The sequence below is a fragment of the Bacillus sp. SH7-1 genome, assembly GCF_008042405.1.
Taxonomy (GTDB): domain Bacteria; phylum Bacillota; class Bacilli; order Bacillales; family Bacillaceae_G; genus Bacillus_A; species Bacillus_A thuringiensis_N.
The window spans coordinates 268888-295048 of the sequence record NZ_QNUD01000009.1 but is presented as its reverse complement, the minus strand read 5'-3'; the positions used below and the strand labels follow the sequence as shown (position 1 = coordinate 295048).

Here is a 26161-nt window from a genome sequence, read left to right as displayed (position 1 = left end):
AGTCTGTCTAATTGAAAGGACGTGACTATGTGGCCGGTGAACATAAATTTTATAATGTTTCAGAGAGACATTTAAATTTTGATATGGTCTTTACCCGTATTTGTAATTTCATTGAAAAGGATCCACGAAATTTATATCGCTTATCCATTGGGACAGACTCACAGGCACATCAAAAGGATACAAGGTTTATTACGGCAATTCATATTCACCGCGTTGGAAAAGGAGCCTGGGGGTGCTTGCACCATAAATCAGTAAAAGATAAGCCAGCAACTTTACGTGAGAAAATATATTTAGAGACGCAGTTTAGTCAAGAAATCGCATGTCTATTTACTCCAAATCATATACAAACAATATGGGATTTATTGCACCCATATGCGCAAGATGGGGCTGGATTTATAATGGAAATTCACTTGGATATCGGAAATGATGGTTTAACAAAAGAATTTATTCTAGATATGACAGAGAAAATTCAAGCGATGGGATTAACTGCAAAGATTAAACCGGATGCTTATGCTGCTTTTAGTTATGCAAATCGTTATACGAAATAAAAAACCATTTTCATATATCTTTTATTAAAAACTGAATATTACATCTATTAAATGGGTAAGAAATTTTATATAATAGGAGTAACGATGCGAGTATAAGGAGAGGGGTATATGAAAAGGGAATTTGTGTTAACGGAAGAAGAGGAAAGTTTGTTACTAGATATTTTATTCCAGCAAAATTATGCGAGTGAAATTTTATCTGTGGAACTTACAGATATTGAGAATGGTTTAAAAAAGACAGATGCGATGCAATATAAAAAAATCACGAGGTTATTTTACAGATTAAAAAATAAAGGGTATTAAGCGCTACCGGAATGGTAGTCTTTTTTTTGTGTTGTATGCTAAAATAGCTGTGTAATTTTGTTTTTATTGAAATAAAGTAAGGACAAAATAATAATATGAAAACGCTGTCATAAAATATGGATAGAGCCGGTGATTATAAGTAGGAAAAAGGGAAATTGGGGGATGTAATATGATTAGTATTCCGAAAGACGAGTTTCAACAAATTTTTGTGAAAGATTTAATCATTTCATCAGAAAAAGTAGCACATGTCCAAATAGGGAATGGTTTAGAGCATGCTTTACTCGTACTTGTGAAATCTGGATATTCGGCGATACCTGTTTTGGACCCGATGTATAAATTACACGGATTAATTAGTACTGCTATGATTTTAGACGGTATGTTAGGGCTAGAGCGCATTGAGTTTGAAAGACTTGAAGAAATGAAAGTAGAACAGGTGATGAAGGAGGACATTCCGGTTCTTAAGTTAGAAGATTCATTTGCAAAAGCTTTAGAAATGACAATTGATCATCCTTTTATTTGCGCTGTCAATGAAGAGGGGTATTTTGAGGGGATTTTAACACGTCGAGCTATTTTAAAATTGTTGAATAAAAAAGTAAGGCAACATAATCGATAATGTAAGAAAGGTGACTTCATAGAAACTGAGAAGTCACTTTTTTTTCGTGCATATCAGTTGTGTATGTATTATATTTAAAAAGATAAAAAATATAAGAGTATGTAGTTAAATTAAGGATGAAAAGCTTATTGAAATAAGGTGTATGGAAGCTAAGGAAAGAGGGAGAAAGTTGCAAATTGATGATTTTCAAATGATGGTTGTATTAGCTCAGGAATCAAATATGAGAAAAGCGGCGGAACGTTTATTTGTTTCACAACCTGCGCTTAGTCAACGATTACAATCTATGGAGAAACAATGGGGAATGAAGTTTTTTATTCGCTCGCAAAAAGGATTGACAATTACACCTGAAGGGGAAAAAGTCGCAAATTATGCAAAAGAAATGCTACAAAGAGAAGAGGATATTAAAAGTGAGCTAGCTGTTTTTAGAACAGAAACTCACGGAACGTTAAAGATAGCTGTTGCATCAGTTATTGGTCAATATTGGCTTCCTCCTGTTCTAAAGAAGTTTGTGCATAAATATCCTTCTGTGAAGATATCGCTGTTTACTGGCTGGAGTAGTGAAGTGCAAAAGCAATTTTATGAAGGAGACGTTCATGTTGCTATATTGAGAGGAACACAAGAATATAAAGGTCAGAAGCAACAATTATTTGAAGATGAACTTTATTTAGTAGATAAAGAAATAAAAGATATTTCAATGTTAAAAGAAACAAATAGACCATTTATTCAATTTAAAAGTGATTCGACTTATTATGGACAAATACAAAATTGGTGGTATGGTTTATTTTCTAATCCACCTAAGAGAACGATTGTGGTTGATCAAATCGAGACGTGCAAACAACTCGTTTTAAATGGTATAGGTTATGCCCTGTTACCTTCTACTGTTTTAAAAGAGGTACAGGAAAATATGTATAAAACACCTGTTCAATTAACGAGAGAAACATGGTTGTTGACGAGTGAATCAGCTAGACAATTAAAGCAAGTACAAGCATTTTTAGAAATTATAGAAGAAATTCAAATGGAAAAATAGGATTATTATCTTGCTACTCGCTCTATCGTTTGGTAGAGTAACATTATAAATGGATTTAGGAGGCAACAAGAATGAAAATGATGGACGCTAACGAAATTATTTCGTTTATACAAAAAAGTGAAAAGAAAACTCCTGTAAAGGTATACATAAAAGGGGATTTAAAAGAAGTAACATTCCCTGAAACGGTACAAGCATTTGTAAATAAAAAGTCTGGTGTATTATTTGGAGAATGGTCTGAAATTAAGACAATTCTTGATGAAAACAGCAAGAACATCGTTGATTACGTTGTTGAAAATGACCGTCGTAATTCTGCAATTCCAATGCTTGATTTAAAAGGTATTAAAGCTCGTATTGAGCCAGGCGCGATTATTCGTGACCACGTTGAAATCGGCGACAACGCTGTTATTATGATGAATGCAACAATTAATATCGGTGCTGTAATTGGTGAAGGTTCTATGATCGACATGAACGCAGTACTTGGTGGACGTGCAACTGTTGGTAAGAACTGTCACGTAGGTGCAGGTGCGGTACTTGCAGGTGTTATTGAGCCACCTTCAGCAAAACCAGTTATCGTTGAAGACGATGTTGTAATTGGTGCTAACGTAGTTGTGTTAGAGGGAGTTACAGTAGGTAAAGGTGCAGTTGTAGCAGCAGGAGCTGTTGTAACAGAAGATGTACCTCCATATACAGTTGTTGCGGGAACTCCAGCACGTGTAATTAAAGAGATTGATGAGAAGACAAAAGCAAAAACTGAAATTAAACAAGAGCTTCGTCAATTAAACCCAGAGAAATAAAAACAAAAAAGCGTAAGAGCGTAAACGGGCTCTTACGCTTTTTATAGATAGAGGTGCAAAAATGGTAGTAAGCAAATTCGTTCAAATTCGTAGAGACCTACACAAAATACCGGAAATTGGATTTAAAGAGTGGAAAACACAACAGTATATTTTAGATTACATAGGAACGCTTTCGAATGAACATGTGGAAGTGAAAGTATGGAAAACGGGTGTCATTGTTAAAGTAAATGGAAAAAAACCAGAAAAAATTATAGGTTATCGAGCAGATATAGACGGTTTGCCAATTACAGAAGAAACTGGATATGAATTTGCTTCTATTCATGAAGGAATGATGCATGCATGTGGACACGATCTGCATACAACAATCGGTTTAGGCCTTCTAACAGCAGCTGTAACAGAAAGAATAGATGATGACCTTGTGTTTCTATTCCAACCAGCTGAAGAAGGACCAGGAGGGGCTCTTCCTATGTTAGAGAGTGAAGAGTTAAAAGAATGGAAGCCGAATATTATTCTTGGTCTTCATATTGCACCTGAATACGCTGTAGGAACAATTGCAACAAAAGAGGGGCTATTATTTGCGAATACATCTGAGTTATATGTTGATTTAAAAGGAAAAGGTGGACATGCAGCCTACCCGCATACTGCAAATGATATGATTGTTGCAGCAAGTCACCTTGTTACACAACTTCAATCCGTTATTAGTCGTAATGTGAATCCTCTTGATAGTGCAGTGATTACAATTGGAAAAATAACAGGTGGTACAGTTCAAAACATCATAGCAGAAAAGTCTCGGTTAGAAGGAACGATCCGAACGTTATCAGTGGAATCAATGAGTCGTGTTAAAAGTAGGATTGAGGCGATTGTTGCAGGTATAGAAGCTTCTTTCCAATGTGAAGCGGTTATTGACTACGGTGCAATGTATCATCAAGTATATAACCATGAAGCATTAACGAGAGAGTTTATGCAATTTGTAAGTGAACAAACTGATATGAATGTAATTACATGTACTGAGGCAATGACAGGTGAAGATTTTGGTTATATGCTTCAAGAGATTCCTGGATTTATGTTTTGGCTTGGGGTAAATTCAGAATATGGTTTACACCACGCAAAATTAAAACCAGATGAAGAGGCTATTGAGAAAGCTATCGTATTTTTAGATCAATACGTGAAGTGGAAAGGAACTAGAAAGTGAACTTGTTCACCAACTTTGCAAAAATTTAAAATGGGTACTTGTTAGTTCCAGGGCGAAAACAACTTTCATATTTGCTTTGGATAGACATTGGCATACAAATGGATAAAATAATGAGCAGTGGTTTTGAGCCGCTGCTCATTATTCATTATCGCTTATTGAGAAGATGATTAGTTAACTAACTTATATATGTTTACATTTTGTGTGAAAAATGTGTAAAATCAAGGTGAAACATAGAAAAAAGGGTGGGGAATTACGTGCAAATTAGCAGTGCGATGTTGTGTTTCGTCTTATATGCGTATGTTATTATTGCGGCGGTGTATTTTGGGATAAGTTTTTATGCCTACCGTTTAGTAGATAATCATGAATATGACGAAACATATAAATGGGTGAAGAGATATTTATCACCTGTATTAGAAATTATGAATGGGTTTGTGCTCTTTTTATTTATTGGATTAATTGCTTTTTCAACGAGCTTAGTAGGGAATAAAACGACATTATTTGTACTAGGTATCATTATTTTTATGTTGTTAGGAATACGGATTGGTAACACAGTATTTTGGAATGAAAGAAAAGTAGATGGTTGGACTGGAATGTTAATTCCTTGTATGTTAGCGGCTATCGTGACAAACATAGAGCATGAGTATTATCAATTACATTTTTGGCTTATTATCGTTTTAACAATTCTTTCTGTTTTGTACATAAGTACGGTAGTATTAACATACATTGCACATGAAAAAGGTGATGTTAAAGGGACTCACTTCTTTAGAGGGCGAGCATTATTTTGGAGTGTGCCAACGATGGCGGTTATAGGAATTATTGCAATATTAGTAAATGGATATCAATTTACTAATTGGCAACTATTTTTAGAAAATTGGTGGATTTTCATCATTTCGTTTATCGCTTTTTTAGGTGCGACGCATTATTTATTCCATCAACATCATTATATATTGGCATTGCTATTCGCATTTATACAACTACTATTTGCTTTCTTTGGACAAGAAACGTTATTATTCGTTTTTGAAACATTTAGTTCATTTGGAAATATATTTGTATTTGGTATGTTAATTTTCAGTATCGCATTTTATTTACAGCAGTATTTTTATATGCAAAAACAAAAATAAGAATGATATACAGGTTTTTGTAGCAAATCTAAAGTATGTTACAATAAAAATACATAGTATTCGATGTTATTGGAGGAATTCCTGTGGGTGAAAAAGAGAAAGAATTTGCTGTCATTGGGCTTGGACGTTTTGGTGGAAGTATTTGCCGAGAACTCGCTCAATTAGGTATGGAAGTAATGGCAATTGATTCAGATGAGGATAAAATTAATGAGTTTGCAAACATAGCTTCGCATGCTGTAATTGCAGATTCAACAGATGAGATGGTATTAAAAAGTCTTGGTATTCGTAATTTTGATCATGTAGTCGTTGCTATTGGAGATAATTTGAATTCAAGTATTTTAACAACATTAATTCTGAAAGAGTTAGGTGTAAAAAACATTACTGTAAAAGCTCAAAATGATTACCATGAAAAAGTGTTAAGTAAAATAGGGGCGGATCACATTGTGCACCCAGAGCGTGATATGGGAAAAAGGATTGCTAATAATATTGCATCAAGTAATGTATTAGACTATCTGGAGCTTTCAGATGAGCATAGTATTGTAGAGATTATTGCAAATAAAAAAATTGATGGTCATTCTTTAATCGAATTAGATATTCGTGCGAAGTTTGGATTGAATATTGTAGCGATTAAACGTGGTAAAGAAGTTATTGTATCTCCTCGAGCTACGGAAAATATTCAAGCGGGAGATATATTAATTGTAATTGGTCATGATGATGAAGTGGATCGTTTTAAACACTTTTTAAGATAAGAGAAAAGGACAATACCATGAAGGTATTGTCCTTTTTCTTATATTTCCATAATGATTGGTAAAATCATTGGGCGACGCTTCGTTTTCTCGTATAGGAATGGTGCTAATGTATCTGTAATTTCATTTTTAATTTCAGACCACTGTGTTGTTTTGCGTTCCATTACTTTTTCTAAATGAGTTGTAATTAATGTTTGAGCATCATTAATTAAATCACTACTTTCGCGCATATAAACGAAACCACGTGAGATAATATCAGGTCCTGCTGCAACTTTAAACTCTTTCATATCAATACTTACAACTACAATAACAAGGCCTTCTTCAGAAAGAATACGACGATCGCGTAATACGATATTACCGATATCTCCAATACCATTTCCGTCAATATAGACAGATCCAGATGGTATTTTACCGGCTACACTTGCTTCATCAGAACGCAAGGCAAGAACATCTCCATTATCCATGATGAAACAGTTTTCTTCTGGAATGCCACAATCATTTGCTAACTTCATATGCATACGTTGCATACGATATTCACCATGAATTGGCATGAAATACTTCGGTTTAATTAGACGAAGCATTAGTTTCTGTTCTTCTTGTCCGCCATGTCCACTCGTATGAATGTTTGACAGTTTTCCGTGGATTACATCAGCACCAGCACGATACAACATGTTAATTGTACGGCTTACACTAATGGTATTACCAGGGATTGGTGAAGAAGAGAAAACAACTGTGTCGCCAGGAATGATTTGAATTTGACGATGAGTACCATTAGCAATACGTGAAAGTGCTGCCATTGGTTCACCTTGACTACCTGTACATAAAATAACAACTTTATTAGCTGGTAGGCGGTTTAGTTGAGATGTATCTATGAATGTATCTTTTGGACAGCGAATATAACCAAGGTTTTGTCCGATTTCAATCGCTGCTTCCATACTTCGACCAAATACAGCCACTTTACGATTATTTTCAACAGCTGCTTCAACAACTTGTTGTAGACGATGGATATTTGATGCAAAGGTTGCAAAGATAATACGTCCTTCTACTTTGCGGAAAATATCTTGAATACTCTCACCAACACGGCGCTCAGACATTGTAAAGTTTGGAACTTCACTGTTTGTACTGTCAGATAAGAGACAAAGTACACCGTCTTTTCCGATTTCAGCCATTTTTGTTAAGTCTGCTGGTTCACCGACTGGAGTGAAATCAAATTTGAAATCGCCAGTATGAACCACTTGTCCTTGAGGTGTTTTCACAACAACTCCGTATGAATCTGGGATACTGTGAGTTGTACGGAAGAAGGAAACAGATGTCTTTTTAAATTTAATAACATCATCTTCTTGAATTTCATAAAGTTTTGCTTTACGAAGTAATCCGTGCTCTTCTAATTTGTTTTTGATTAGTGCAATTGCTAATTTTCCGCCATAAATCGGAATGTTCACTTGACGTAATAGGTAAGGAATTCCACCAATATGATCTTCGTGACCATGTGTAATGAATAATCCTTTAATTTTATCTTCGTTTCGCACAAAATAAGTGTAATCTGGTATTACATAATCGATTCCGAGGAGTTCGTCTTCTGGAAACTTAATTCCAGCGTCAATTATAATAATTTCATCTTGAAATTGAACAGCATATGTATTTTTACCGATTTCACCAAGTCCACCTAAAGCAAAAACGGCAGCCTGATCATTCTTTAGAAATTTCATATGACTATACGATTTCCGCTAATATTAAATCAGCGTTTTGTTTTTCATATTCAAGATGATTACCAGTAACAGACTGAACAAACTCAATATTATATGCGAACTTATTTAATTTTTTACGAACATCCTTTTGAGACGTAGCCTCTAAGTATAAAACCTTTGTATTTTCACGTACTGGAACCTCAGTTAATTTTTCTTGATAAAATACTTTAAAAATCATTTGGAAAACCTCTCCTTGTCTATGTTTTGCATTATCTGTTACTTATTATAAAGCAAACAGTCACGATTTTCATGTTTTTTCGAATGAGAATGAAGAAAAAGCCCGAAATGGGCACAATTTAAGCGATTGTCTTTTTACGGACTAAATCATTTAAATAACGCTTGAGCTTTTTCTTCAGCTTCTTCAGCATGATTACTCCTTCCTTTCCTTATTTTGAACATGCATATTACTAGTGAAAACTCCGTCTCTGATATAAGAAAGAGGACAAAAGTGAATGTTGAATCTTGTCCTTTCTCATACAGGGAAAGTTATTTTATAGTAACGATTAGTAGCCGTTAGTTATAGGTATAGTATGAGAAAGAATAGAAAAGAAAATTCATACGAACAAGTATCCACATTTTTTACTAATATATATATGCAGGTTTCGTAAATAAGGTCAGAAAGTGAACGCTTTCTTCACAGATGTTTAATATGTTATACTTTTTTTTAGCATTTGAAAAGCGATAATCAAAATAGGAATATAGAGTAACAGAAAGGATTTTGACAAATGAATGATAAAATTGTCTTTTTTGATATTGATGGAACATTATTAGATCATGATAAAAAAATTCCGCAATCTACACGAGATGCAGTAAGACATTTACAAGAAAAAGGTGTGCATGTAGCAATTGCGACAGGACGTGCGCCATTTATGTTTGAAGATATTCGTAAGGAACTTAATATACATAATTATGTTAGTTTTAATGGACAATACGTTGTATTTGAGGATGAGGTAGTATTCAATAATCCGTTACATTCGGCTGCCCTGCATAAGTTTACTCAGTTTGCAAAACAAGAAGGATATCCACTTGTATATCTTGATCATCAAGAAATGAGAGCGTCAGTAGAATATCATGATTATGTGAAAGAAGGTTTTGGGAGTTTAAACTTTGAACATCCGGCATATGAACCTGATTTTTATGAGAAGCGTAATATTTATCAAACTCTGCTTTTCTGTGAAGTCAATGAAGAGGAAAAGTTTATTAATCAGTACCCGGACTTTCATTTTATTCGCTGGCATGCGTATTCAATGGATATCATTCCAAATGGTGGATCTAAGGCAAAAGGGATTGAGAAATTCATTGAGAAGTTAGGGTTTAACCGTGAACAAGTGTATGCATTTGGAGATGGCTTAAATGATTTAGAAATGATTGAAGCAGTTGGGACAGGTATTGTGATGGGGAATGGTCATGAGGATTTGAAAAAACTTGCAAATCACGTGACAAAGGATGTTAGTGAAGACGGCATATATCATGGATTAAAATGGGCCGGATTGTTATAAATGAATATGAAACCCATTTCATAATAAAAAAAGGCGGAAGATTAACTCCGCCTTTTTTTATTATCGCTCCAGAGGTTTTGAATCGTCAGGAGCAGCAAATGGATTTTCTTTATTAATGTGATCATAGAACATAATACCATTTAAATGGTCAATTTCATGCTGAAATACGATTGCTGGTAAACCTTTTAAACGTAATTTTACTTCTTCGCCGTTGATAGATGTTGCTTTCACGGTAATTCTTGTGTAACGAGGGACATAACCAGGTACTTCACGGTCTACTGATAGACAGCCTTCACCACTTTGTAAATATGTACGTTCAACAGAATGACTAATGATTTTTGGGTTGAATAATGCATGACTATATAACGTACCGTCCGTATCTGTTACATGAACTGCAATCATTTTCTTTGAAATACCGATTTGTGGAGCTGCTAATCCGATTCCAGGGCGTAAACTATATTTTTCAGCCAGTTCAGGATCTTGGCTATTTATTACAAATTCAATCATCTCTTTAAGTGTATTTGTATCTTCTTCACTCGCTGGTATTACTACCTCTTCTGCAACGTTTCGCAAAATAGGATCTCCTTCGCGAATTACCTCTTTCATTGTAAGCATATGTAATCTCTCCTTTCCCCCTTAGTCTACCAAAGGAGATGGAAAAAGTCATCGGCAAGTAAGGGGAAGCGCTTTGGAAAGCGTTCTACTATAGAATATGTATGTAATAAAAAGAAAAGACGGCAAAGCCGTCTGTTTCTTTCCATAGTTGTTTCATTTTACATTAGCGAATGCAAGCAGCACCAACGATAATTAAAAGAATAAACAACACAACGATTAAGGCGAAGCCGCGTCCAGACCCGCCACAAGAACCGCCATAACCGTAGGAAGGATATGAACAAGTTGGATAGCAATATGAGTATCCGTACATGAGATGACCTCCTTTATCATTTCCCGCTAATACTGCGGTTACTATAATGTATGGAGCGAAGGGTAGAAATGTATGGGTAATTACCTATAAAAGGAAGGAGAGTTTGTATATTTTTGTTAAGAAGAGAGAAAAACTAAAGAGAATTAAATCGTTTACATATTATTCTAAGAGAAAAAATAAGTGAAAAAGGGAATAATATAACAGCGGGTTAATGCTTACTAATACAGATGTGAAAAATAAAAACACGTTTGTGTAGAAGAGACCTGCAGATTATTTATAAAAAAACGTATTCAAAGTAATTGACATCGTAATTAGAATAGTTGTAAACTAAAAAACGTGATCAAGATTGTATTAATATGTTTCTGAAAAAACATTAGTACAGATTGTTAGGTACACAAAATTATTCTCAACCGACAGATAAATTTGTTGGTTTACATTGTTGCGTTTTCAGTCTAGCTAATAGATAGTGAAAGCGTTTCAGAATATGGTTCAAGAGAGGAAGAGGTGAACGGAATGGGTACTAAAACAAAAAAGACCCTATTTAATGTTGATGAGCAAATGAAAGCTATCGCAGCTCAATTTGAAACATTACAAATTTTAAATGAAAAAGGCGAAGTTGTGAATGAAGCAGCTATGCCTGAATTATCTGATGATCAATTAAAAGAATTAATGCGCCGTATGGTGTATACTCGCGTACTAGATCAACGTTCTATTTCTTTAAACCGTCAAGGACGTTTAGGTTTCTACGCACCAACAGCTGGACAAGAGGCTTCTCAATTAGCAAGTCATTTCGCACTTGAAGCAGAAGATTTCATCTTACCAGGATATCGTGATGTGCCACAATTAGTATGGCACGGTTTACCATTATACCAAGCATTCTTATTCTCTCGTGGACATTTCATGGGTAACCAAATGCCTGAGAACGTAAATGCACTTGCTCCACAAATCATTATCGGTGCGCAAATCATCCAAACTGCTGGTGTTGCGTTAGGTATGAAACTACGTGGTAAAAAATCTGTTGCAATTACTTACACTGGTGACGGTGGTGCTTCACAAGGTGACTTCTACGAAGGTATGAACTTTGCGGGTGCATTCAAAGCTCCAGCAATCTTCGTTGTACAAAACAACCGTTATGCAATCTCTACTCCAGTAGAAAAGCAATCTGCAGCTAAAACTGTAGCTCAAAAAGCAGTAGCAGCAGGTATTTACGGAATTCAAGTAGACGGTATGGATCCATTAGCTGTATACGCAGCAACTGCTTTCGCTCGTGAGCGCGCAGTAAATGGCGAAGGTCCTACTTTAATCGAGACTTTAACATTCCGTTACGGTCCACATACAATGGCTGGTGATGACCCAACTCGTTACCGTACAAAAGATATCGAAAACGAATGGGAACAAAAAGATCCAATCGTACGTTTCCGTGCTTTCTTAGAAAACAAAGGCTTATGGTCTCAAGAAGTTGAAGAGAAAGTAATCGAAGAAGCGAAAGAAGATATCAAACAAGCAATCGCTAAGGCTGACCAAGCTCCAAAACAAAAAGTTACTGATTTAATGGAAATCATGTACGAAAAAATGCCTTACAACTTAGCTGAACAATATGAAATTTACAAAGAAAAGGAGTCGAAGTAAGCCATGGCTCAAATGACAATGATTCAAGCAATCACTGATGCTTTACGCGTTGAAATGAAAAATGATCCTAACGTACTTGTGTTTGGTGAAGACGTTGGTGTAAACGGCGGTGTATTCCGTGCTACTGAAGGTTTACAAGCTGAATTCGGTGAAGACCGTGTAATGGATACTCCACTTGCAGAGTCTGGTATTGGTGGACTTGCAGTTGGACTTGCACTTGAAGGATTCCGTCCAGTTCCAGAAATCCAATTCTTCGGTTTCGTTTATGAAGTAATGGATTCAATTTCTGGTCAATTAGCTCGTATGCGTTACCGTTCTGGTGGACGTTGGACTGCTCCAGTAACAGTTCGTTCTCCATTCGGTGGTGGTGTTCATACTCCTGAACTACATGCTGATAGCTTAGAAGGATTAGTGGCTCAACAACCTGGTCTAAAAGTTGTTATTCCATCAACTCCATATGATGCAAAAGGTCTTTTAATCTCTGCGATTCGTGACAACGATCCAGTTATTTACTTAGAGCATATGAAATTGTACCGTTCATTCCGTCAAGATGTGCCAGAAGGCGAATACACAATTGATTTAGGCAAAGCTGATATCAAACGTGAAGGTACAGATGTATCTGTTATCGCTTACGGTGCTATGGTTCACGCTGCATTAAAAGCTGCTGAAGAACTTGAAAAAGAAGGTATCTCTTTAGAGGTTGTTGACTTACGTACAGTTCAACCATTAGATATCGAAACAATCATCGCTTCTGTTGAAAAAACAGGCCGCGTAGTTGTAGTTCAAGAAGCACAAAAACAAGCTGGTATTGCAGCTAACGTTGTAGCGGAAATTAACGACCGTGCAATCTTAAACTTAGAAGCTCCAGTTGTACGTGTTGCAGCTGCTGATACAGTATTCCCATTCTCTCAAGCTGAGAGCGTATGGTTACCAAACCACAAAGATATTGTTGAAGCTGTTAACAAAGTAATGAACTTCTAATTTTTAGCTTTTCATGTGCAAAAGAAATCAGCACATGCTGGTTTCTTTTGTACATATTCCATAATAATGAAATGAATCAGGGGGCTGAATTCCGTGGCATTTGAATTTAAACTACCAGATATCGGTGAAGGTATCCACGAAGGTGAAATCGTAAAATGGTTTATTAAACCAGGCGATGAAGTAAACGAAGACGATGTACTTCTTGAAGTACAAAATGATAAAGCAGTAGTAGAAATCCCTTCTCCTGTTAAAGGTAAAGTACTTGAAGTACTTGTAGAAGAAGGAACAGTTGCAATTGTAGGAGATACATTAATTAAATTTGATGCTCCTGGATACGAAAACCTTAAATTTAAAGGTGACGATCATGATGCAGCTCCAAAAGCTGAAGAAGCGGTAGAAGCTCCAGCAGCGGAAGCTACTCCAGCAGCAACTGCAGAAGTAGTAAATGAGCGCGTAATCGCTATGCCATCAGTTCGTAAATATGCTCGTGAAAACGGCGTAGACATTCATAAAGTAGCTGGTTCTGGTAAGAACGGTCGTATCGTAAAAGCTGACATCGATGCATTTGCAAATGGTGGACAAGCAGTAGCAGCAACTGAGGCTCCAGCAGCAGTAGAAGCTACTCCAGCAGCAGCGAAAGAAGAAGCACCAAAAGCACAACCAATCCCAGCTGGTGAATATCCAGAAACTCGTGAGAAAATGAGTGGTATCCGTAAAGCAATTGCAAAAGCAATGGTTAACTCTAAGCATACAGCTCCTCACGTAACATTAATGGATGAAGTAGATGTAACAGAACTTGTTGCTCACCGTAAGAAGTTCAAAGCTGTTGCAGCTGACAAAGGTATTAAATTAACTTACCTTCCATACGTTGTTAAAGCTTTAACATCTGCATTACGTGAATACCCAATGTTAAACACTTCTTTAGATGATGCTTCTCAAGAAGTAGTTCATAAACATTACTTCAATATCGGTATCGCAGCTGATACAGACAAAGGTTTATTAGTACCAGTTGTTAAAGATACAGATCGCAAGTCTATCTTCACAATTTCTAACGAGATCAATGATCTTGCTGGTAAAGCACGTGAAGGTCGTCTAGCTCCAACTGAAATGAAAGGTGCTTCTTGCACAATTACAAACATTGGTTCTGCAGGTGGACAATGGTTCACTCCAGTTATCAACCACCCAGAAGTAGCAATCCTTGGTATCGGCCGTATCGCTGAGAAACCAGTTGTGAAAAACGGTGAGATCGTTGCAGCTCCAGTATTAGCATTATCTCTAAGCTTTGACCATCGTTTAATTGACGGCGCAACTGCTCAAAAAGCATTAAACCAAATTAAACGTCTATTGAATGACCCACAATTATTAGTAATGGAGGCGTAATAACAATGGTAGTAGGAGATTTCCCAATTGAATTAGATACAGTCGTTGTTGGTGCAGGTCCTGGTGGATACGTTGCGGCAATTCGTGCAGCACAATTAGGTCAAAAGGTAGCAATCATTGAAAAAGCTAACCTTGGTGGCGTATGCTTAAACGTTGGATGTATTCCTTCAAAAGCGTTAATCAATGCAGGTCATCGTTATGAGAATGCAATGCATTCTGATGACATGGGTATCACTGCAGAGAACGTAAAAGTTGACTTTACAAAAGTTCAAGAATGGAAAAACGGCGTAGTTAAGAAATTAACTGGCGGTGTTGAAGGCCTTCTTAAAGGTAACAAAGTTGAAATCATTCGCGGTGAAGCTTATTTCGTAGATGCTAACACATTACGCGTAATGACTGAAGATGCAGCTCAAACTTATACGTTTAAAAATGCTGTTCTTGCAACTGGTTCTACACCAATCGAAATTCCAGGATTCAAATACTCTAAACGTGTTATCAACTCTACAGGCGCTTTAAGCTTACCTGAAATTCCTAAAAAACTTGTTGTAATCGGCGGCGGTTACATCGGTATGGAATTAGGTACTGCATATGCTAACTTCGGTACAGAAGTTACTGTAGTAGAAGCTGGCGACGAAATCTTAGCTGGTTTCGAAAAAGCTATGAGCTCTGTTGTAAAACGTGCTCTACAGAAAAAAGGTAACGTAAATATCCATACAAAAGCTATGGCTAAAGGCGTTGAAGAAACAGAAACTGGCGTAAAAGTTAGCTTCGAAGTTAAAGGTGAAATCCAAACTGTAGAAGCAGATTACGTATTAGTAACTGTAGGTCGTCGTCCAAACACTCAAGAAATCGGTCTTGAGCAAGTTGGAGTTAAAATGACTGACCGCGGCATCATCGAAATCGATGAGCAATGTCGTACAAACGTACCAAACATCTATGCAATCGGTGATATCGTTCCTGGACCACCATTAGCTCACAAAGCTTCTTACGAAGGTAAAGTAGCTGTTGAAGCAATTAGTGGCCATGCGTCAGCTATCGATTACATCGGAATTCCTGCAGTATGCTTCACTGATCCAGAATTAGCATCTGTTGGTTACACTAAGAAACAAGCTGAAGAAGCTGGAATGACAGTAACTGTATCTAAGTTCCCATTCGCTGCTAACGGTCGTGCATTATCATTAAACAGCACTGACGGTTTCTTACAACTTGTAACACGTAAAGAAGATGGTCTTCTTGTAGGTGCTCAAGTTGCAGGTGCAGGCGCTTCTGATATTATTTCTGAGATTGGTTTAGCTATCGAAGCTGGAATGACAGCAGAAGATATCGCTCAAACAATCCACGCTCACCCAACATTAGGTGAAATCACAATGGAAGCAGCTGAAGTTGCTCTTGGAATGCCAATTCACATTGTAAAATAATTTAAGCAATGAAAATAGCCCATCTCTTATTTAAAGAGATGGGCTATTTTTTATTTTAATAAAATGGCTTGCAAGGTCTTTATATGTACTTGTCGAATGAATATATAATACTTGAATTGAATCGTTAGAACATATGTTAATCCAAAAGCCATATATGCTTTCGTATAATATGTAATTGATTCAAACTTAATCCCATATATTAATAAAATAGAGCATGTCAAAGGAGAAGGTTCCATGAGAATATTACATGTTATATTTTATCATTTTTTATTATGGAGTGGTTTTTCCGTTGTATTATCATTGTCAAATGGTGATAAGTTGCATTACAAAGTCATTCTATTTTTTGTATTTCTTTATTTAGCATATGTGATCGCATATTTTGTATTGCAAATTAGAAAGCAAGCATTATTCCTTACGTGTTCAAATTGCATACTTTTCTTAATTATATTTTCTATTTTTTAAATTAACGTTTATAGAAATACATTGTTCTTCCATTAAATAGTTGTAACTCTCCTTCTAATTTCTTCGCTAGAAAACGGCAAAATTCATTTGCTTTTCCTTTATCACCAAATGTTGCATTAGGTGGTAAAGAAATCTGAATAAAAGATTGTTCCTTTTCTATACCAACACCAACATAAATGGAGTCATATCGATCGTGAGTAGATTGTAGTTTTAATGTTGTTGCTGATGTATCTAAAATTTCATAAGGAAAAGCGGTATTTGTATAAGTGTAATTAATTTGAACACCAGTTTTGGAAGTAACTGTTTTATAATAATGAAAAAGTTGTTTTATATCATCTATTGAAACAGATTGTTGATTGGATTTAGGTACAAGCGTAATAAAGGCATGTTGCATATAAGTTCCCCCTAACTTAGTAGAATACTATTATTTTACATCCTACTGAATTTTTTGACAATTAAAAGGAGTATTCCTTTTTTTGTTTAATATACTAATGAAAGGTGATGTGGAAAGGTGGAAACCAATGTTTGAAAAATTGTATGATGAGCATGAAAGTGTGAAGGTACGATTTTTGGGGGTTATGACACATGATACTCGTTATGATTTTGGTATTATTTATACAAATATGTTTTTTGGAAAGCCACTCATTGTTTGCATGCAAACAGGAAGATCTACTTTACTTGGACGAGATGATGTAGAGAATGTTCAATATTTGCAGGAAATTTTTAAATTAGGATCAGAAGGTGAAGCAGCGGAATTAGCTCAGTTTTTCTCGTTTCTAGTTCCATCTACTTCTTTGCATGCGGAATATGAAGAATAATTAATGTAAAACAGTCGTACGTATAAATATGGCTGTTTTTTTATTTGAATATCGCATACTAATTAAAAAATAAAATATTTAATGTGTTATACTAAAAACCTATTGACGTAAAAAGTATAACATATTAAAATAAAGACAGAAAGTTAAGCGGTTACAAAAGTTTTTGGGATTATAAACTTAGGGGGAAATGAAAAATGGGAACGATCGTATGTCAAGAATGTGAAGGTACAATTGCGCACTTCGAGGATGAAAAAGTAACGGTACTTTACGGGAAATGTGGATCTTGCGGATGTGATCACACAGAGCATACAAAAGCCCAATAATGGATAGGAAATGGACAGCTAAAAGTTTTTAGGACCATAAACTTAGGGGGAAATGAAAAATGGGAACAATCGTATGCCAAGTATGTGAAGGAACAATCGGACATTTTGAGGATGAGAAAACGACAGTACTTTACGGAAAATGTGGAACAAATTGTGACTGTGCTAATAGAGATAATGCGAAAGCTTAATGATAAATAAGTAGATTACTATAAAAACTCAGGGGGAAATGAAAAATGGGAACAATCGTATGCCAAGTATGTGAAGGAACAATTGGACATTTTGAAGATGAAAAATCAACAGTGCTATACGGAAAATGCGGATCTCATTGCGACTGTACTCATAAAGAACATACAAAAGCTTAATAATAAGAAAAAAAGCGCCTACATGTGTAGGTGCTTTTTTTAATAAATTGTAGTCGTATGACCTACTGTTGCAACGATTGCATCATCTCTAATCGGAATAAATCCTATGGATGTCTGTGGAGTGTTAGGAGAGGTGTAGTGGCTCATGAGACGGCTATCAATACGGGTGATAGTATCGGTCAAGAAAGCTGAAATAAAAGCGTAAGGGACTCGTCGTTCATTTAACGAGTATATAATTTCCTCTTTTGTTTTTACACCTACGCCATGTCCGTAAAAAAAGAAATTTCCTAGATAGATTGTATTTTCCCCTTGCCACTCAATTGTAGCTGGATTCACTTGTGGATTTTTAAAATAAACGAGATCACCTGGGACAAGATCGCCACCCGTTTTTGTTATGAGCTTTAAATCTTGGTCGTAGTCCCACGTATAAAGTAAAAGATTTGCAAAGAGACGATTGAAAGTTTCCTCCTCATACAAGGAGAGTAAAGCTTTGTAAAAAATAATGATCATAGCGGTGGCGCATTCAGTTCCATATAGTTTTCCGTTTTTGAAAATATCTTGTATGGCAATGGAAGGGGGTATGTTTGGAAGGAGCTCGAATCCTCCAAGGGACGTTCTTTTCCAATACTGAGGGTTGCAAAAGGATTGCTGAAATGTGCGAAACTGAAATCCACTTTGAAAAAGTTCTAATGCAGAAGTAATAATATTAACTCGTAAATTTAGGTCAAAGCTGAGTTCATCAGATGTCCGGAAGGAATAAATTTCTTGATTTCCTGCCATTATAGATAAAATTTGTTGTTTCTCAGCTGCAAATGGCTCATATTCATTTGTGATATAAGGATGTACAATAGAACGGCCTATTACAATCATAATAGTATCCCCACCTATACATTACATTACTCAATATCGTATGAGAAAAGGGAAAAAGGGTGAAAGAAAAGCCTATCAACTGATAGGCTTGTACTCTTTAATCACACGTAATGTTTGTAATGTCATATCTTCAGGACCTTGTACAGGTAAACCCGCTTCTAAGTTTTTACGAATATACTCTAAGTTATCTTGTGTAATAATTTCCCCCGGAGTAAAGATTGGAATCCCTGGCGGATAAACCATAACGAAATCAGCTATAATACGACCTGCTGCATTTTCAAATGGGATGACTTCTGTTTCAGAATAAAAAGCATCTCGAGGAGAAAGTGCTAACACTGGTATTTCTGGAATTTCTACTTGTATTTGAACACCTTTATCAGCTTTACTTCTAAATGTTGCTGCTAAATCTTGTAATGCTGCAATAAGTGTATTTGTCTCACTTTCAGTATCCCCAAAAGTGACAAGACATAGTATGTTGTATAAATCTGAGAGTTCTACTTCAATGTTATATTGCTCTCTAAGCCATACTTCAGCCTGATGGCCTGTAATACCTAAATCTTTCACAGATACAATTATCTTTGTAGGATCATAGTTAAAAGTAGCATCCGTACCTAGCATTTCTTTACCAGGACAGTAAAGATGCTCAATAGCATTTATAGCATCACGAACTTGTTCCGCTAATTGTATTGTTTGTTCTATGAGTGCCGTTCCTTCTGTAGCAAGACGTTTTCTAGCAACATCTAGGGATGCTAACAAGATGTAGGAAGTTGATGTAGTCGTAAGCATGCTAATAATAGATTGAACATGTTTTACGTTCACAAGACCTTCTTTTACATTTAGAATAGAACTTTGCGTTAAAGATCCACCTAATTTGTGAACACTTGTTGCTGCCATATCTGCACCGGCTTGCATCGCTGACATCGGCAGTTCATCGTGAAAATGAATATGAACACCATGTGCTTCATCAACGAGTACAGGGATATCGTAAGAATGTGCTAATTGTACAATCTGTTCCAAGTCCGCAGCAAAGCCAAAGTATGTTGGATTAATAACAAGTAAGCCTTTCGCATCTGAGTGCTCTTCAAGTGCCTTTTTGACAGATTGAATTGTGATTCCATGTGAAATACCAAGTTTTGGATCGATTTCAGGATGCATGAAAATAGGTTTTGCACCTGAGAAAATAATAGCTGACATTACTGATTTATGCACGTTTCGTGGCACTAGTATTTTGTCACCAGGACCGCAAACGCTCATCACCATTGTCATTATTGCACCACTTGTACCTTGAATAGAAAAGAAAGTATGATCCGCACCAAATGCAGCGGCTGCTAAATCTTGTGCTTCTTTAATCATACCTTTTGGATGATGTAAATCATCGAGCGGCGCAATATTAATTAAATCAATTGCTAATGCATTATGCCCAATAAATTCGCGAAATTCAGGATCCATGCCCTGTCCTTTTTTATGACCTGGAATATGGAATTGAATTGGATTTCGCTTACTGTGCTCAACTAAAGCGGTAAACAATGGTGTTTCGTATTGGGACAATCTATACACCCCTTCTTTTTTTAATATTTATTAGAGTTTGTTTTATATAATCTTGTTCTAAAAAAGTTAAGTTTTTTTTAGAATGAGACTTGTTTTTCTGCCATTCACAAAAGCTTTTCTGAGATGGGAGCTTCACTTTATTTTCTATAAAACAAAAGCATTATATCACCAATAATTATAGATGTATAGCAAAAAATATTTTTACGGTGAGTATGTTAAATAATTGTTTCCTACTAGCTTCTAGAGGAAGACAATTCCATTAAAATGAGTAAATAGTGTATAATGCAAAGTGGCTATAGTGAAGAAGAAAAAAACTCTTTAAAATAGCGTATTGAAATAAGAAGAAATGATAAATGAGGTGCAAAATGGAATATCAATATCCGTTAGATTACGATTGGTCAAATGAGGAAATGGTTACAATTGTGAAGTTTTATGAAGCGATTGAGCAAGCATATGAAAAAGGAATTATAAGAGAAGAATTAATGGGGTTATATCGTCGTTTTAAAGAGATTGTTCCATCGAAAGCAGAAGAAAAGAAAATTGATAAGGAGTTTCAAGAAGTAAGTGGATATTCTATATACCGTGCGATTCAAAGGGCTAAAGAAATCGAAGAGCAAAAGCTTGTGAAAATGTAAAAATATTTTGAAAAATAAAAACTGAAGTGATATAATGTGATAACAACTAAAAACGGACAATATAAATTGTCCGTTTTCTACTATCGATTACAAAGAGAATATAGAGGAAGGAGTGATTGCATCGTAGATTCAATCTTAGCAAGGAATTGTTCGTTGGTCATTGCTGAAAACTCCTCTGGTGATATATGAATACCAACTAATAATTCTGCTTTTTTCACAGTAGCTAGCCGTTCAATCATCTTTTGTAAGTCTTCTGTCTCGAGTGTTTTATGTAATTTTACACTTGGTTTAGTATGGTCAATGGACCAAACGAAGTCATTTGGAATATTTGTTTTTAAATCATTTAAATGTTCTAAGAAGGCGTGAGCCGTCTCCACTTTTTGTGGACACTCATAGATTAAACCAAAGTATATGAAGGCATGAGTACCCCATAATCCAATTTGGAAATGTGGTAGCATTTTATATCCCCGTTTATTTGTTGAAAAAGCAACCCAAGTATCGTTCGGTGGATTGACTTTGCGACGTGCATGTTTTGCTACATGATAAAAAAAGTTCTCATCAGTTTGTTTGGATAAATACGCTGCAAACTGTTCCCCTAAAGCTTCTAGCTTAGGATGAATGTTCGTTTTAATTGCACTCATTCGTTCTTCGAGACCATCAACTGTAAAGACCTCAAAATCAGTTGATTTGAATGTTTGTAGTGTCATGATTGTTCCTCCAACTCCTATTTTGCTTTTATTTTAGCATAGCTTGTACTATTCATAAAAAAAAACAGCACAAAAAAATTTAAATAAAAAAATATAATTTTGTTGCATAGATGATTTATCCAACATAGTATAGTATAAAACAAAAAATCAGAAAATTGAATCAATTCTAGTCCGAGGGCAGACGAATATTGGGAGGAGGCAAATAATATGAGACAGGTGATTAATGCGTTAAAGAGAACAGATGCTGAAAAGAGAATACCGGTGCTACGTTTGGAGCTAGATTATGAATTAGCGACTTTATACGATGCAATGATGGAAAATGATAAACAGAAAAAAGAAGAGTGTGTACAAAAGTTAGAAGTGTTAAGACTTGAAATGATTCGTTTAGAAGCGTAATAATAGTATATGTATAAAAAATTAGTTGGTGCGAACCTTATAAAGGGTTCGTTTTTTCTGTGAACAGTATAGATCGGAGTGTTTAAACATGCAAGAAGTATGGAAAGACATCGATGCACACGCCAAGCAGTGGATTCGAGATGCGGGAGAGCGTTTAATGGCATCAATGAAAAAAGCACTTATTATAGAAACGAAATCCAATGCAGCTGATTTAGTAACAAATATGGATCGAGAAATAGAACAGTTTTTAATTGGGAAAATTAAAGAAACATTCCCGAATCATAGTATTTTAGGGGAAGAAGGTTATGGAGATGAGGTAACTTCTTCTGATGGGGTTGTTTGGTTAATTGATCCAATTGATGGCACAATGAACTTTGTTCATCAAAAGAGAAATTTTGCAATTTCAATTGGAATTTATGAGAACGGTATCGGAAAGATTGGACTTATTTATGATCCAGTTCATGATGAATTATATCATGCGTTAAAGGGGACTGGAGCATTTTGTAATGAAGTACCAATAACTTTATTGGAAAAAGGGACTGTAGAGCAAGGTATTATAGCTTTAAATGCGATATGGCTTACCGACAATCCATTGCTTAATATGGAAAGTATGATGGCACTTGTTAAGAAAGCAAGGGGCACGAGATCATATGGCTGTGCAGCGTTAGAGATGGTATACGTTGCAACAGGAAGAATAGATGCATATGTAACGCCGAGATTATCACCGTGGGATTTTGGCGGGGGACAGATAATTGTAGAGGAAGTTGGAGGCAAGGTGACAACATTTTCTGGGACACCGCTTTCTATCGTAGAGAAAAGCAGCGTATTAGTTGCAAAACCAGGGGTGTATGAAGAGGTGTTACGATTTATATCTGAGTAACAAAAAAAGTAAGAGGCTGTATACTCGCTTCTTACTTTTTGACGTTATTGCGATTTGCGCATTTTTCTTTTTGTTACAAAACCGTATCCAACTGTAACAAATGTGCCGATAATGCAAATAATAATACCGATGGGACTATTTTCAGCAACCATAATGCCGATACCGATTAAGAAAATAACACCGATAATTGCAGTTAATAAAAAGCGATATTGAATGTGTTCCATTTCTTCACCCTCCAATTTCATTTTACTTTCACAAAAGTAAGAATACAACTATATTTTCATTCTTGATTTTATTTTGATTGCCATTGTATCCCCTTCGCTCTTATAATAGAGAAGGATTAAAAAGACATTAGGAGTTGGACATGTTGAAAAAACGACAAGATTTACGTAATATAGCAATTATTGCCCACGTTGACCATGGTAAAACAACACTTGTTGACCAGTTATTACGTCAAGCGGGGACTTTCCGTGCGAACGAACACGTTGAAGAACGCGCAATGGATTCAAATGATCTAGAAAGAGAACGCGGTATTACAATTTTAGCGAAGAATACTGCGATTCACTATGAAGATAAACGAATTAACATTTTAGATACACCAGGTCACGCTGACTTCGGTGGAGAAGTAGAACGTATTATGAAAATGGTTGATGGCGTTTTACTTGTTGTTGATGCATATGAAGGTTGTATGCCACAAACACGATTTGTTTTAAAGAAAGCTCTTGAGCAAAACTTAACTCCAATCGTAGTTGTAAACAAAATTGACCGTGACTTCGCTCGTCCTGATGAAGTAGTTGATGAAGTAATCGACTTATTCATCGAACTTGGTGCAAACGAAGATCAATTAGAGTTCCCAGTTGTATTTGCATCAGCAATGAACGGAACGGCAAGTTTAGATTCAAACCCAGCAAATCAAGAAGAGAATATGAAATCATTATTTGATACAATTATTGAACATATTCCTGCACCAATTGATAACAGCGAAGAGCCACTTCAATTCCAAGTAGCACTTCTTGATTACAATGACTATGTTGGACGTATTGGAGTTGGACGCGTATTCCGCGGTACAATGAAGGTTGGACAACAAGTTGCATTAATGAAAGTTGACGGAAGTGTAAAACAATTCCGCGTAACGAAATTATTCGGTTACATTGGATTAAAACGTCAAGAAATTGAAGAAGCAAAAGCTGGAGATTTAGTAGCTGTTTCTGGTATGGAAGACATTAACGTTGGTGAAACGGTATGTCCGGTTGAGCATGAAGATGCGTTACCATTATTACGTATTGATGAGCCAACATTACAAATGACGTTCCTTGTAAATAACAGCCCATTTGCAGGTCGTGAAGGTAAATACATTACATCTCGTAAAATTGAAGAGCGTCTTCGTTCACAGTTAGAAACAGATGTAAGTTTACGTGTAGATAATACAGAATCTCCTGATGCGTGGATCGTATCTGGACGTGGGGAACTACATTTATCTATCTTAATCGAAAACATGCGTCGTGAAGGTTATGAGTTACAAGTATCTAAGCCGGAAGTAATCATTAAAGAAGTTGATGGCGTAAGATGTGAGCCTGTAGAGCGCGTACAAATCGATGTACCTGAAGAATACACTGGTTCTATTATGGAATCTATGGGTGCACGTAAAGGTGAAATGTTAGATATGGTGAATAACGGAAACGGTCAAGTTCGCCTTACTTTCATGGTTCCAGCACGTGGTTTAATTGGTTACACAACAGAATTCTTAACATTAACTCGTGGTTACGGTATTTTAAACCATACATTCGATTGTTACCAACCAGTACACGCTGGACAAGTTGGTGGACGTCGCCAAGGTGTTCTAGTTTCACTTGAAACAGGAAAAGCATCACAATACGGTATTATGCAAGTTGAAGACCGTGGTGTAATCTTCGTTGAACCAGGTACAGAAGTATATGCTGGTATGATCGTAGGAGAACACACTCGTGAGAACGACTTAACAGTTAACGTTGTGAAAATGAAACAACAAACTAACATTCGTTCTGCAACGAAAGATCAAACTTCAACAATGAAAAAACCACGCTTAATGACTCTAGAAGAGTCATTAGAGTACTTAAACGATGACGAGTTCTGTGAAGTAACTCCAGAATCAATTCGTTTACGTAAAAAGATTCTTGATAAGAGCGAACGTGAAAGAGCTGCTAAGAAAAAGAAATCTGTAGAAGCGTAAAAAATAGAACAGCTACCTTAAATTAAGGTAGCTGTTTTTTTATGTTTATTTTTTAGAATATTTACTCTTTTTAGTGGACAGTATTTTTTTCACGGGTTACTCTTGTATTAAGTACATAAAGAAATTTTGTTTTTTATGAGAAGGGGGGATAAATAGTGTTAGAAAGAATGTCTTTTTTTGCGAAATTATGTAAAGTTGATGAAAATCCAGAACTAGGGATGTGGTTACTGTATGGCATCATTATTATATTAAGTGCACTTGTGTATAATTTAGGTTTTGCAAGAAAACTATCAATAATAAAAAATATAGTGATATATATATCGTTAGCGATTGGATGTACAGTGTTAACTTTCTTTGCAGTTTTTTTACCTGTTGGAGAGGGACTTGTTGTAGCGGCAATTGTACTTGGGATTTATAGGTTACGATTACGTCAAGCAAGACAACAAAAAGTAGGGTGAGGGGGCGAAGTTTTATGCGTTCAGTACAAGATGCATTATATAATTGGTTAACAATTAAAACAGTTGCCGAAGCACGTCCAGATGATAATGCTGCAAAAGAAACGTATTTGTTATTTCAAAATATGATATATGAAGAACACAAATTGAGGAATGTGGAAGTTAAAAAGAACGAGGAAATGTATTTGATTACATATGAAATGAATGGAGAAAGAAAATTTGCAAGGTTTCCGTTAGAAGCTATTGATTGTTTCTTGGATCAGATGAATAGTGAGCCTGAAAAATATAAATAAGTCCTTATCTAAATGATTAAGGACTTATTTATATTTTACCAATCGTCTTCGACTTTTTTATCACGGTATAAACGGAAGCTACCACTTGCATGACGTTCCATCGTACGTTCTGCAATTCGTTCCGAACATTCCATGCACATATATGTATGAATAGGGCGATTACGCAGTTTTTTTGCCATAGGATTTTCATCATCTAACATATCTTTTTTATCACAAATCATACATTTGACTCTCATGTCGTCACCTCAATACGAATTCTATCAGTATAAGTATATCATGGAA

The 26161-nt window shown here is 35.8% G+C and carries 34 protein-coding genes; 24 read left to right on the top strand and 10 right to left on the bottom strand.

Annotation, left to right across the window (positions count from 1 at the left end):
- Window positions 1–29 precede the first annotated feature (29 nt).
- From DN390_RS10460 to DN390_RS10425, 8 genes are all read left to right on the top strand, one after another.
- Window positions 30–548, top strand: a complete 519-nt coding sequence (locus tag DN390_RS10460) for a ribonuclease H-like YkuK family protein (protein ID WP_097950707.1) — start codon at window positions 30–32, stop codon at window positions 546–548.
- Between the two features lie 108 nt (window positions 549–656).
- Window positions 657–848, top strand: a complete 192-nt coding sequence (gene abbA / locus DN390_RS10455) for an antirepressor AbbA (protein ID WP_097950708.1) — start codon at window positions 657–659, stop codon at window positions 846–848.
- A 169-nt stretch (window positions 849–1017) separates the two neighbouring features.
- Entirely contained in the window at window positions 1018–1461 is a 444-nt protein-coding gene (gene cbpB, locus DN390_RS10450) for a cyclic-di-AMP-binding protein CbpB (RefSeq protein WP_063223143.1), read from the top strand.
- Window positions 1462–1603: 142 nt separating this feature from the next.
- Window positions 1604–2488, top strand: coding sequence for a LysR family transcriptional regulator (locus DN390_RS10445; RefSeq protein WP_001984809.1), 885 nt, complete (start codon window positions 1604–1606; stop codon window positions 2486–2488).
- A 71-nt stretch (window positions 2489–2559) separates the two neighbouring features.
- Window positions 2560–3282: a 2,3,4,5-tetrahydropyridine-2,6-dicarboxylate N-acetyltransferase gene (gene dapD / locus DN390_RS10440; RefSeq protein WP_060632086.1), complete on the top strand. Its 723-nt coding sequence runs from the start codon at window positions 2560–2562 to the stop codon at window positions 3280–3282.
- A gap of 61 nt (window positions 3283–3343) precedes the next feature.
- A complete protein-coding gene (locus tag DN390_RS10435) occupies window positions 3344–4474 on the top strand; it encodes an N-acetyldiaminopimelate deacetylase (protein ID WP_147807295.1) in 1131 nt (376 codons plus the stop codon).
- Window positions 4475–4728: 254 nt separating this feature from the next.
- Window positions 4729–5595, top strand: coding sequence for a hypothetical protein (locus DN390_RS10430; protein WP_060632084.1), 867 nt, complete (start codon window positions 4729–4731; stop codon window positions 5593–5595).
- 83 nt (window positions 5596–5678) lie between these two features.
- The gene (locus DN390_RS10425) at window positions 5679–6344 is read left to right on the top strand and encodes a potassium channel family protein (protein WP_000504032.1); all 666 of its coding nucleotides are present in this window, start codon (window positions 5679–5681) and stop codon (window positions 6342–6344) included.
- 38 nt (window positions 6345–6382) lie between these two features.
- Here DN390_RS10425 and rnjA read toward each other — a convergent pair whose 3' ends face one another.
- Together rnjA and DN390_RS10415 are read right to left on the bottom strand one after the other, a co-directional pair.
- Complete coding sequence (rnjA, locus tag DN390_RS10420; RefSeq protein WP_060632083.1) at window positions 6383–8050, bottom strand: ribonuclease J1; 1668 nt, start codon at window positions 8048–8050, stop codon at window positions 6383–6385.
- A 4-nt stretch (window positions 8051–8054) separates the two neighbouring features.
- Window positions 8055–8267 carry a DNA-dependent RNA polymerase subunit epsilon gene (locus DN390_RS10415; protein WP_060632082.1) on the bottom strand — a complete coding sequence of 71 codons (213 nt, stop codon included), beginning with the start codon at window positions 8265–8267 and terminating at the stop codon, window positions 8055–8057.
- A gap of 547 nt (window positions 8268–8814) precedes the next feature.
- On the opposite strand from DN390_RS10415, the gene DN390_RS10405 reads away from it, so the two are divergent.
- Window positions 8815–9588 (top strand): Cof-type HAD-IIB family hydrolase, encoded by a 774-nt coding sequence (locus DN390_RS10405; RefSeq protein ID WP_060632081.1) that lies wholly within the window; start codon window positions 8815–8817, stop codon window positions 9586–9588.
- A gap of 60 nt (window positions 9589–9648) precedes the next feature.
- Here the strand turns inward: DN390_RS10405 and def are convergent, their stop codons facing one another.
- Entirely contained in the window at window positions 9649–10203 is a 555-nt protein-coding gene (gene def, locus DN390_RS10400) for a peptide deformylase (RefSeq protein ID WP_097950711.1), read from the bottom strand.
- A gap of 163 nt (window positions 10204–10366) precedes the next feature.
- Window positions 10367–10513 carry a YjcZ family sporulation protein gene (locus DN390_RS10395; RefSeq protein WP_000274562.1) on the bottom strand — a complete coding sequence of 49 codons (147 nt, stop codon included), beginning with the start codon at window positions 10511–10513 and terminating at the stop codon, window positions 10367–10369.
- 513 nt (window positions 10514–11026) lie between these two features.
- Between DN390_RS10395 and pdhA the strand changes: the two genes are divergently transcribed.
- The 5 genes from pdhA to DN390_RS10370 all read left to right on the top strand — a co-directional run bounded on the left by pdhA (window position 11027) and on the right by DN390_RS10370 (window position 16383).
- Window positions 11027–12142 carry a pyruvate dehydrogenase E1 component subunit alpha gene (gene pdhA / locus DN390_RS10390; RefSeq protein ID WP_000536893.1) on the top strand — a complete coding sequence of 372 codons (1116 nt, stop codon included), beginning with the start codon at window positions 11027–11029 and terminating at the stop codon, window positions 12140–12142.
- 3 nt (window positions 12143–12145) lie between these two features.
- On the top strand, window positions 12146–13123 hold the full coding sequence (pdhB, locus tag DN390_RS10385; RefSeq protein ID WP_000068166.1) for a pyruvate dehydrogenase complex E1 component subunit beta: 978 nt from the start codon (window positions 12146–12148) through the stop codon (window positions 13121–13123).
- A 93-nt stretch (window positions 13124–13216) separates the two neighbouring features.
- Window positions 13217–14503, top strand: a complete 1287-nt coding sequence (gene pdhC / locus DN390_RS10380) for a pyruvate dehydrogenase complex dihydrolipoyllysine-residue acetyltransferase (protein ID WP_060632079.1) — start codon at window positions 13217–13219, stop codon at window positions 14501–14503.
- A gap of 5 nt (window positions 14504–14508) precedes the next feature.
- Window positions 14509–15921, top strand: a complete 1413-nt coding sequence (lpdA, locus tag DN390_RS10375; RefSeq protein ID WP_000260104.1) for a dihydrolipoyl dehydrogenase — start codon at window positions 14509–14511, stop codon at window positions 15919–15921.
- 234 nt (window positions 15922–16155) lie between these two features.
- Entirely contained in the window at window positions 16156–16383 is a 228-nt protein-coding gene (locus DN390_RS10370) for a hypothetical protein (protein ID WP_001221351.1), read from the top strand.
- Window position 16384: 1 nt separating this feature from the next.
- Here DN390_RS10370 and DN390_RS10365 read toward each other — a convergent pair whose 3' ends face one another.
- Window positions 16385–16777: a DUF1885 family protein gene (locus DN390_RS10365; protein WP_097950712.1), complete on the bottom strand. Its 393-nt coding sequence runs from the start codon at window positions 16775–16777 to the stop codon at window positions 16385–16387.
- Between the two features lie 127 nt (window positions 16778–16904).
- Between DN390_RS10365 and DN390_RS10360 the strand changes: the two genes are divergently transcribed.
- From DN390_RS10360 to DN390_RS10345, 4 genes are all read left to right on the top strand, one after another.
- Window positions 16905–17201: a DUF3055 domain-containing protein gene (locus tag DN390_RS10360; protein WP_147807294.1), complete on the top strand. Its 297-nt coding sequence runs from the start codon at window positions 16905–16907 to the stop codon at window positions 17199–17201.
- Between the two features lie 194 nt (window positions 17202–17395).
- Window positions 17396–17524 carry a GapA-binding peptide SR1P gene (locus DN390_RS10355; protein WP_060632075.1) on the top strand — a complete coding sequence of 43 codons (129 nt, stop codon included), beginning with the start codon at window positions 17396–17398 and terminating at the stop codon, window positions 17522–17524.
- Window positions 17525–17583: 59 nt separating this feature from the next.
- Window positions 17584–17712 (top strand): GapA-binding peptide SR1P, encoded by a 129-nt coding sequence (locus DN390_RS10350; RefSeq protein WP_060632074.1) that lies wholly within the window; start codon window positions 17584–17586, stop codon window positions 17710–17712.
- A gap of 45 nt (window positions 17713–17757) precedes the next feature.
- Window positions 17758–17886 (top strand): GapA-binding peptide SR1P, encoded by a 129-nt coding sequence (locus DN390_RS10345; protein ID WP_063223152.1) that lies wholly within the window; start codon window positions 17758–17760, stop codon window positions 17884–17886.
- Between the two features lie 39 nt (window positions 17887–17925).
- On the opposite strand, the gene DN390_RS10340 is transcribed toward DN390_RS10345, so the two are convergent.
- Window positions 17926–18756 (bottom strand): protein-glutamine gamma-glutamyltransferase, encoded by an 831-nt coding sequence (locus DN390_RS10340; RefSeq protein WP_060632072.1) that lies wholly within the window; start codon window positions 18754–18756, stop codon window positions 17926–17928.
- A gap of 75 nt (window positions 18757–18831) precedes the next feature.
- Window positions 18832–20304, bottom strand: a complete 1473-nt coding sequence (gene speA, locus DN390_RS10335; RefSeq protein ID WP_141439200.1) for an arginine decarboxylase — start codon at window positions 20302–20304, stop codon at window positions 18832–18834.
- 365 nt (window positions 20305–20669) lie between these two features.
- Here speA and DN390_RS10330 point away from each other — a divergent pair, with 365 nt between their 5' ends.
- Window positions 20670–20939 (top strand): UPF0223 family protein, encoded by a 270-nt coding sequence (locus tag DN390_RS10330; protein ID WP_060632070.1) that lies wholly within the window; start codon window positions 20670–20672, stop codon window positions 20937–20939.
- A gap of 80 nt (window positions 20940–21019) precedes the next feature.
- Here DN390_RS10330 and DN390_RS10325 read toward each other — a convergent pair whose 3' ends face one another.
- Complete coding sequence (locus tag DN390_RS10325; protein WP_060632069.1) at window positions 21020–21646, bottom strand: YktB family protein; 627 nt, start codon at window positions 21644–21646, stop codon at window positions 21020–21022.
- A gap of 207 nt (window positions 21647–21853) precedes the next feature.
- Between DN390_RS10325 and DN390_RS10320 the strand changes: the two genes are divergently transcribed.
- Window positions 21854–22042: a hypothetical protein gene (locus tag DN390_RS10320; protein WP_001250168.1), complete on the top strand. Its 189-nt coding sequence runs from the start codon at window positions 21854–21856 to the stop codon at window positions 22040–22042.
- Between the two features lie 88 nt (window positions 22043–22130).
- A complete protein-coding gene (locus tag DN390_RS10315; RefSeq protein WP_147807293.1) occupies window positions 22131–22922 on the top strand; it encodes an inositol monophosphatase family protein in 792 nt (263 codons plus the stop codon).
- Between the two features lie 44 nt (window positions 22923–22966).
- Here the strand turns inward: DN390_RS10315 and DN390_RS10310 are convergent, their stop codons facing one another.
- Window positions 22967–23146 (bottom strand): DUF5325 family protein, encoded by a 180-nt coding sequence (locus DN390_RS10310; protein ID WP_000400129.1) that lies wholly within the window; start codon window positions 23144–23146, stop codon window positions 22967–22969.
- 140 nt (window positions 23147–23286) lie between these two features.
- On the opposite strand from DN390_RS10310, the gene typA reads away from it, so the two are divergent.
- From typA to DN390_RS10295, 3 genes are all read left to right on the top strand, one after another.
- The gene (gene typA / locus DN390_RS10305; protein WP_000914761.1) at window positions 23287–25131 is read left to right on the top strand and encodes a translational GTPase TypA; all 1845 of its coding nucleotides are present in this window, start codon (window positions 23287–23289) and stop codon (window positions 25129–25131) included.
- 155 nt (window positions 25132–25286) lie between these two features.
- Complete coding sequence (locus tag DN390_RS10300) at window positions 25287–25589, top strand: YlaH-like family protein (RefSeq protein ID WP_060632067.1); 303 nt, start codon at window positions 25287–25289, stop codon at window positions 25587–25589.
- A gap of 14 nt (window positions 25590–25603) precedes the next feature.
- Window positions 25604–25879, top strand: a complete 276-nt coding sequence (locus DN390_RS10295; RefSeq protein ID WP_097950715.1) for a hypothetical protein — start codon at window positions 25604–25606, stop codon at window positions 25877–25879.
- Between the two features lie 35 nt (window positions 25880–25914).
- On the opposite strand, the gene DN390_RS10290 is transcribed toward DN390_RS10295, so the two are convergent.
- Window positions 25915–26115, bottom strand: a complete 201-nt coding sequence (locus DN390_RS10290) for a YlaI family protein (RefSeq protein WP_060632065.1) — start codon at window positions 26113–26115, stop codon at window positions 25915–25917.
- Window positions 26116–26161 lie beyond the last annotated feature (46 nt).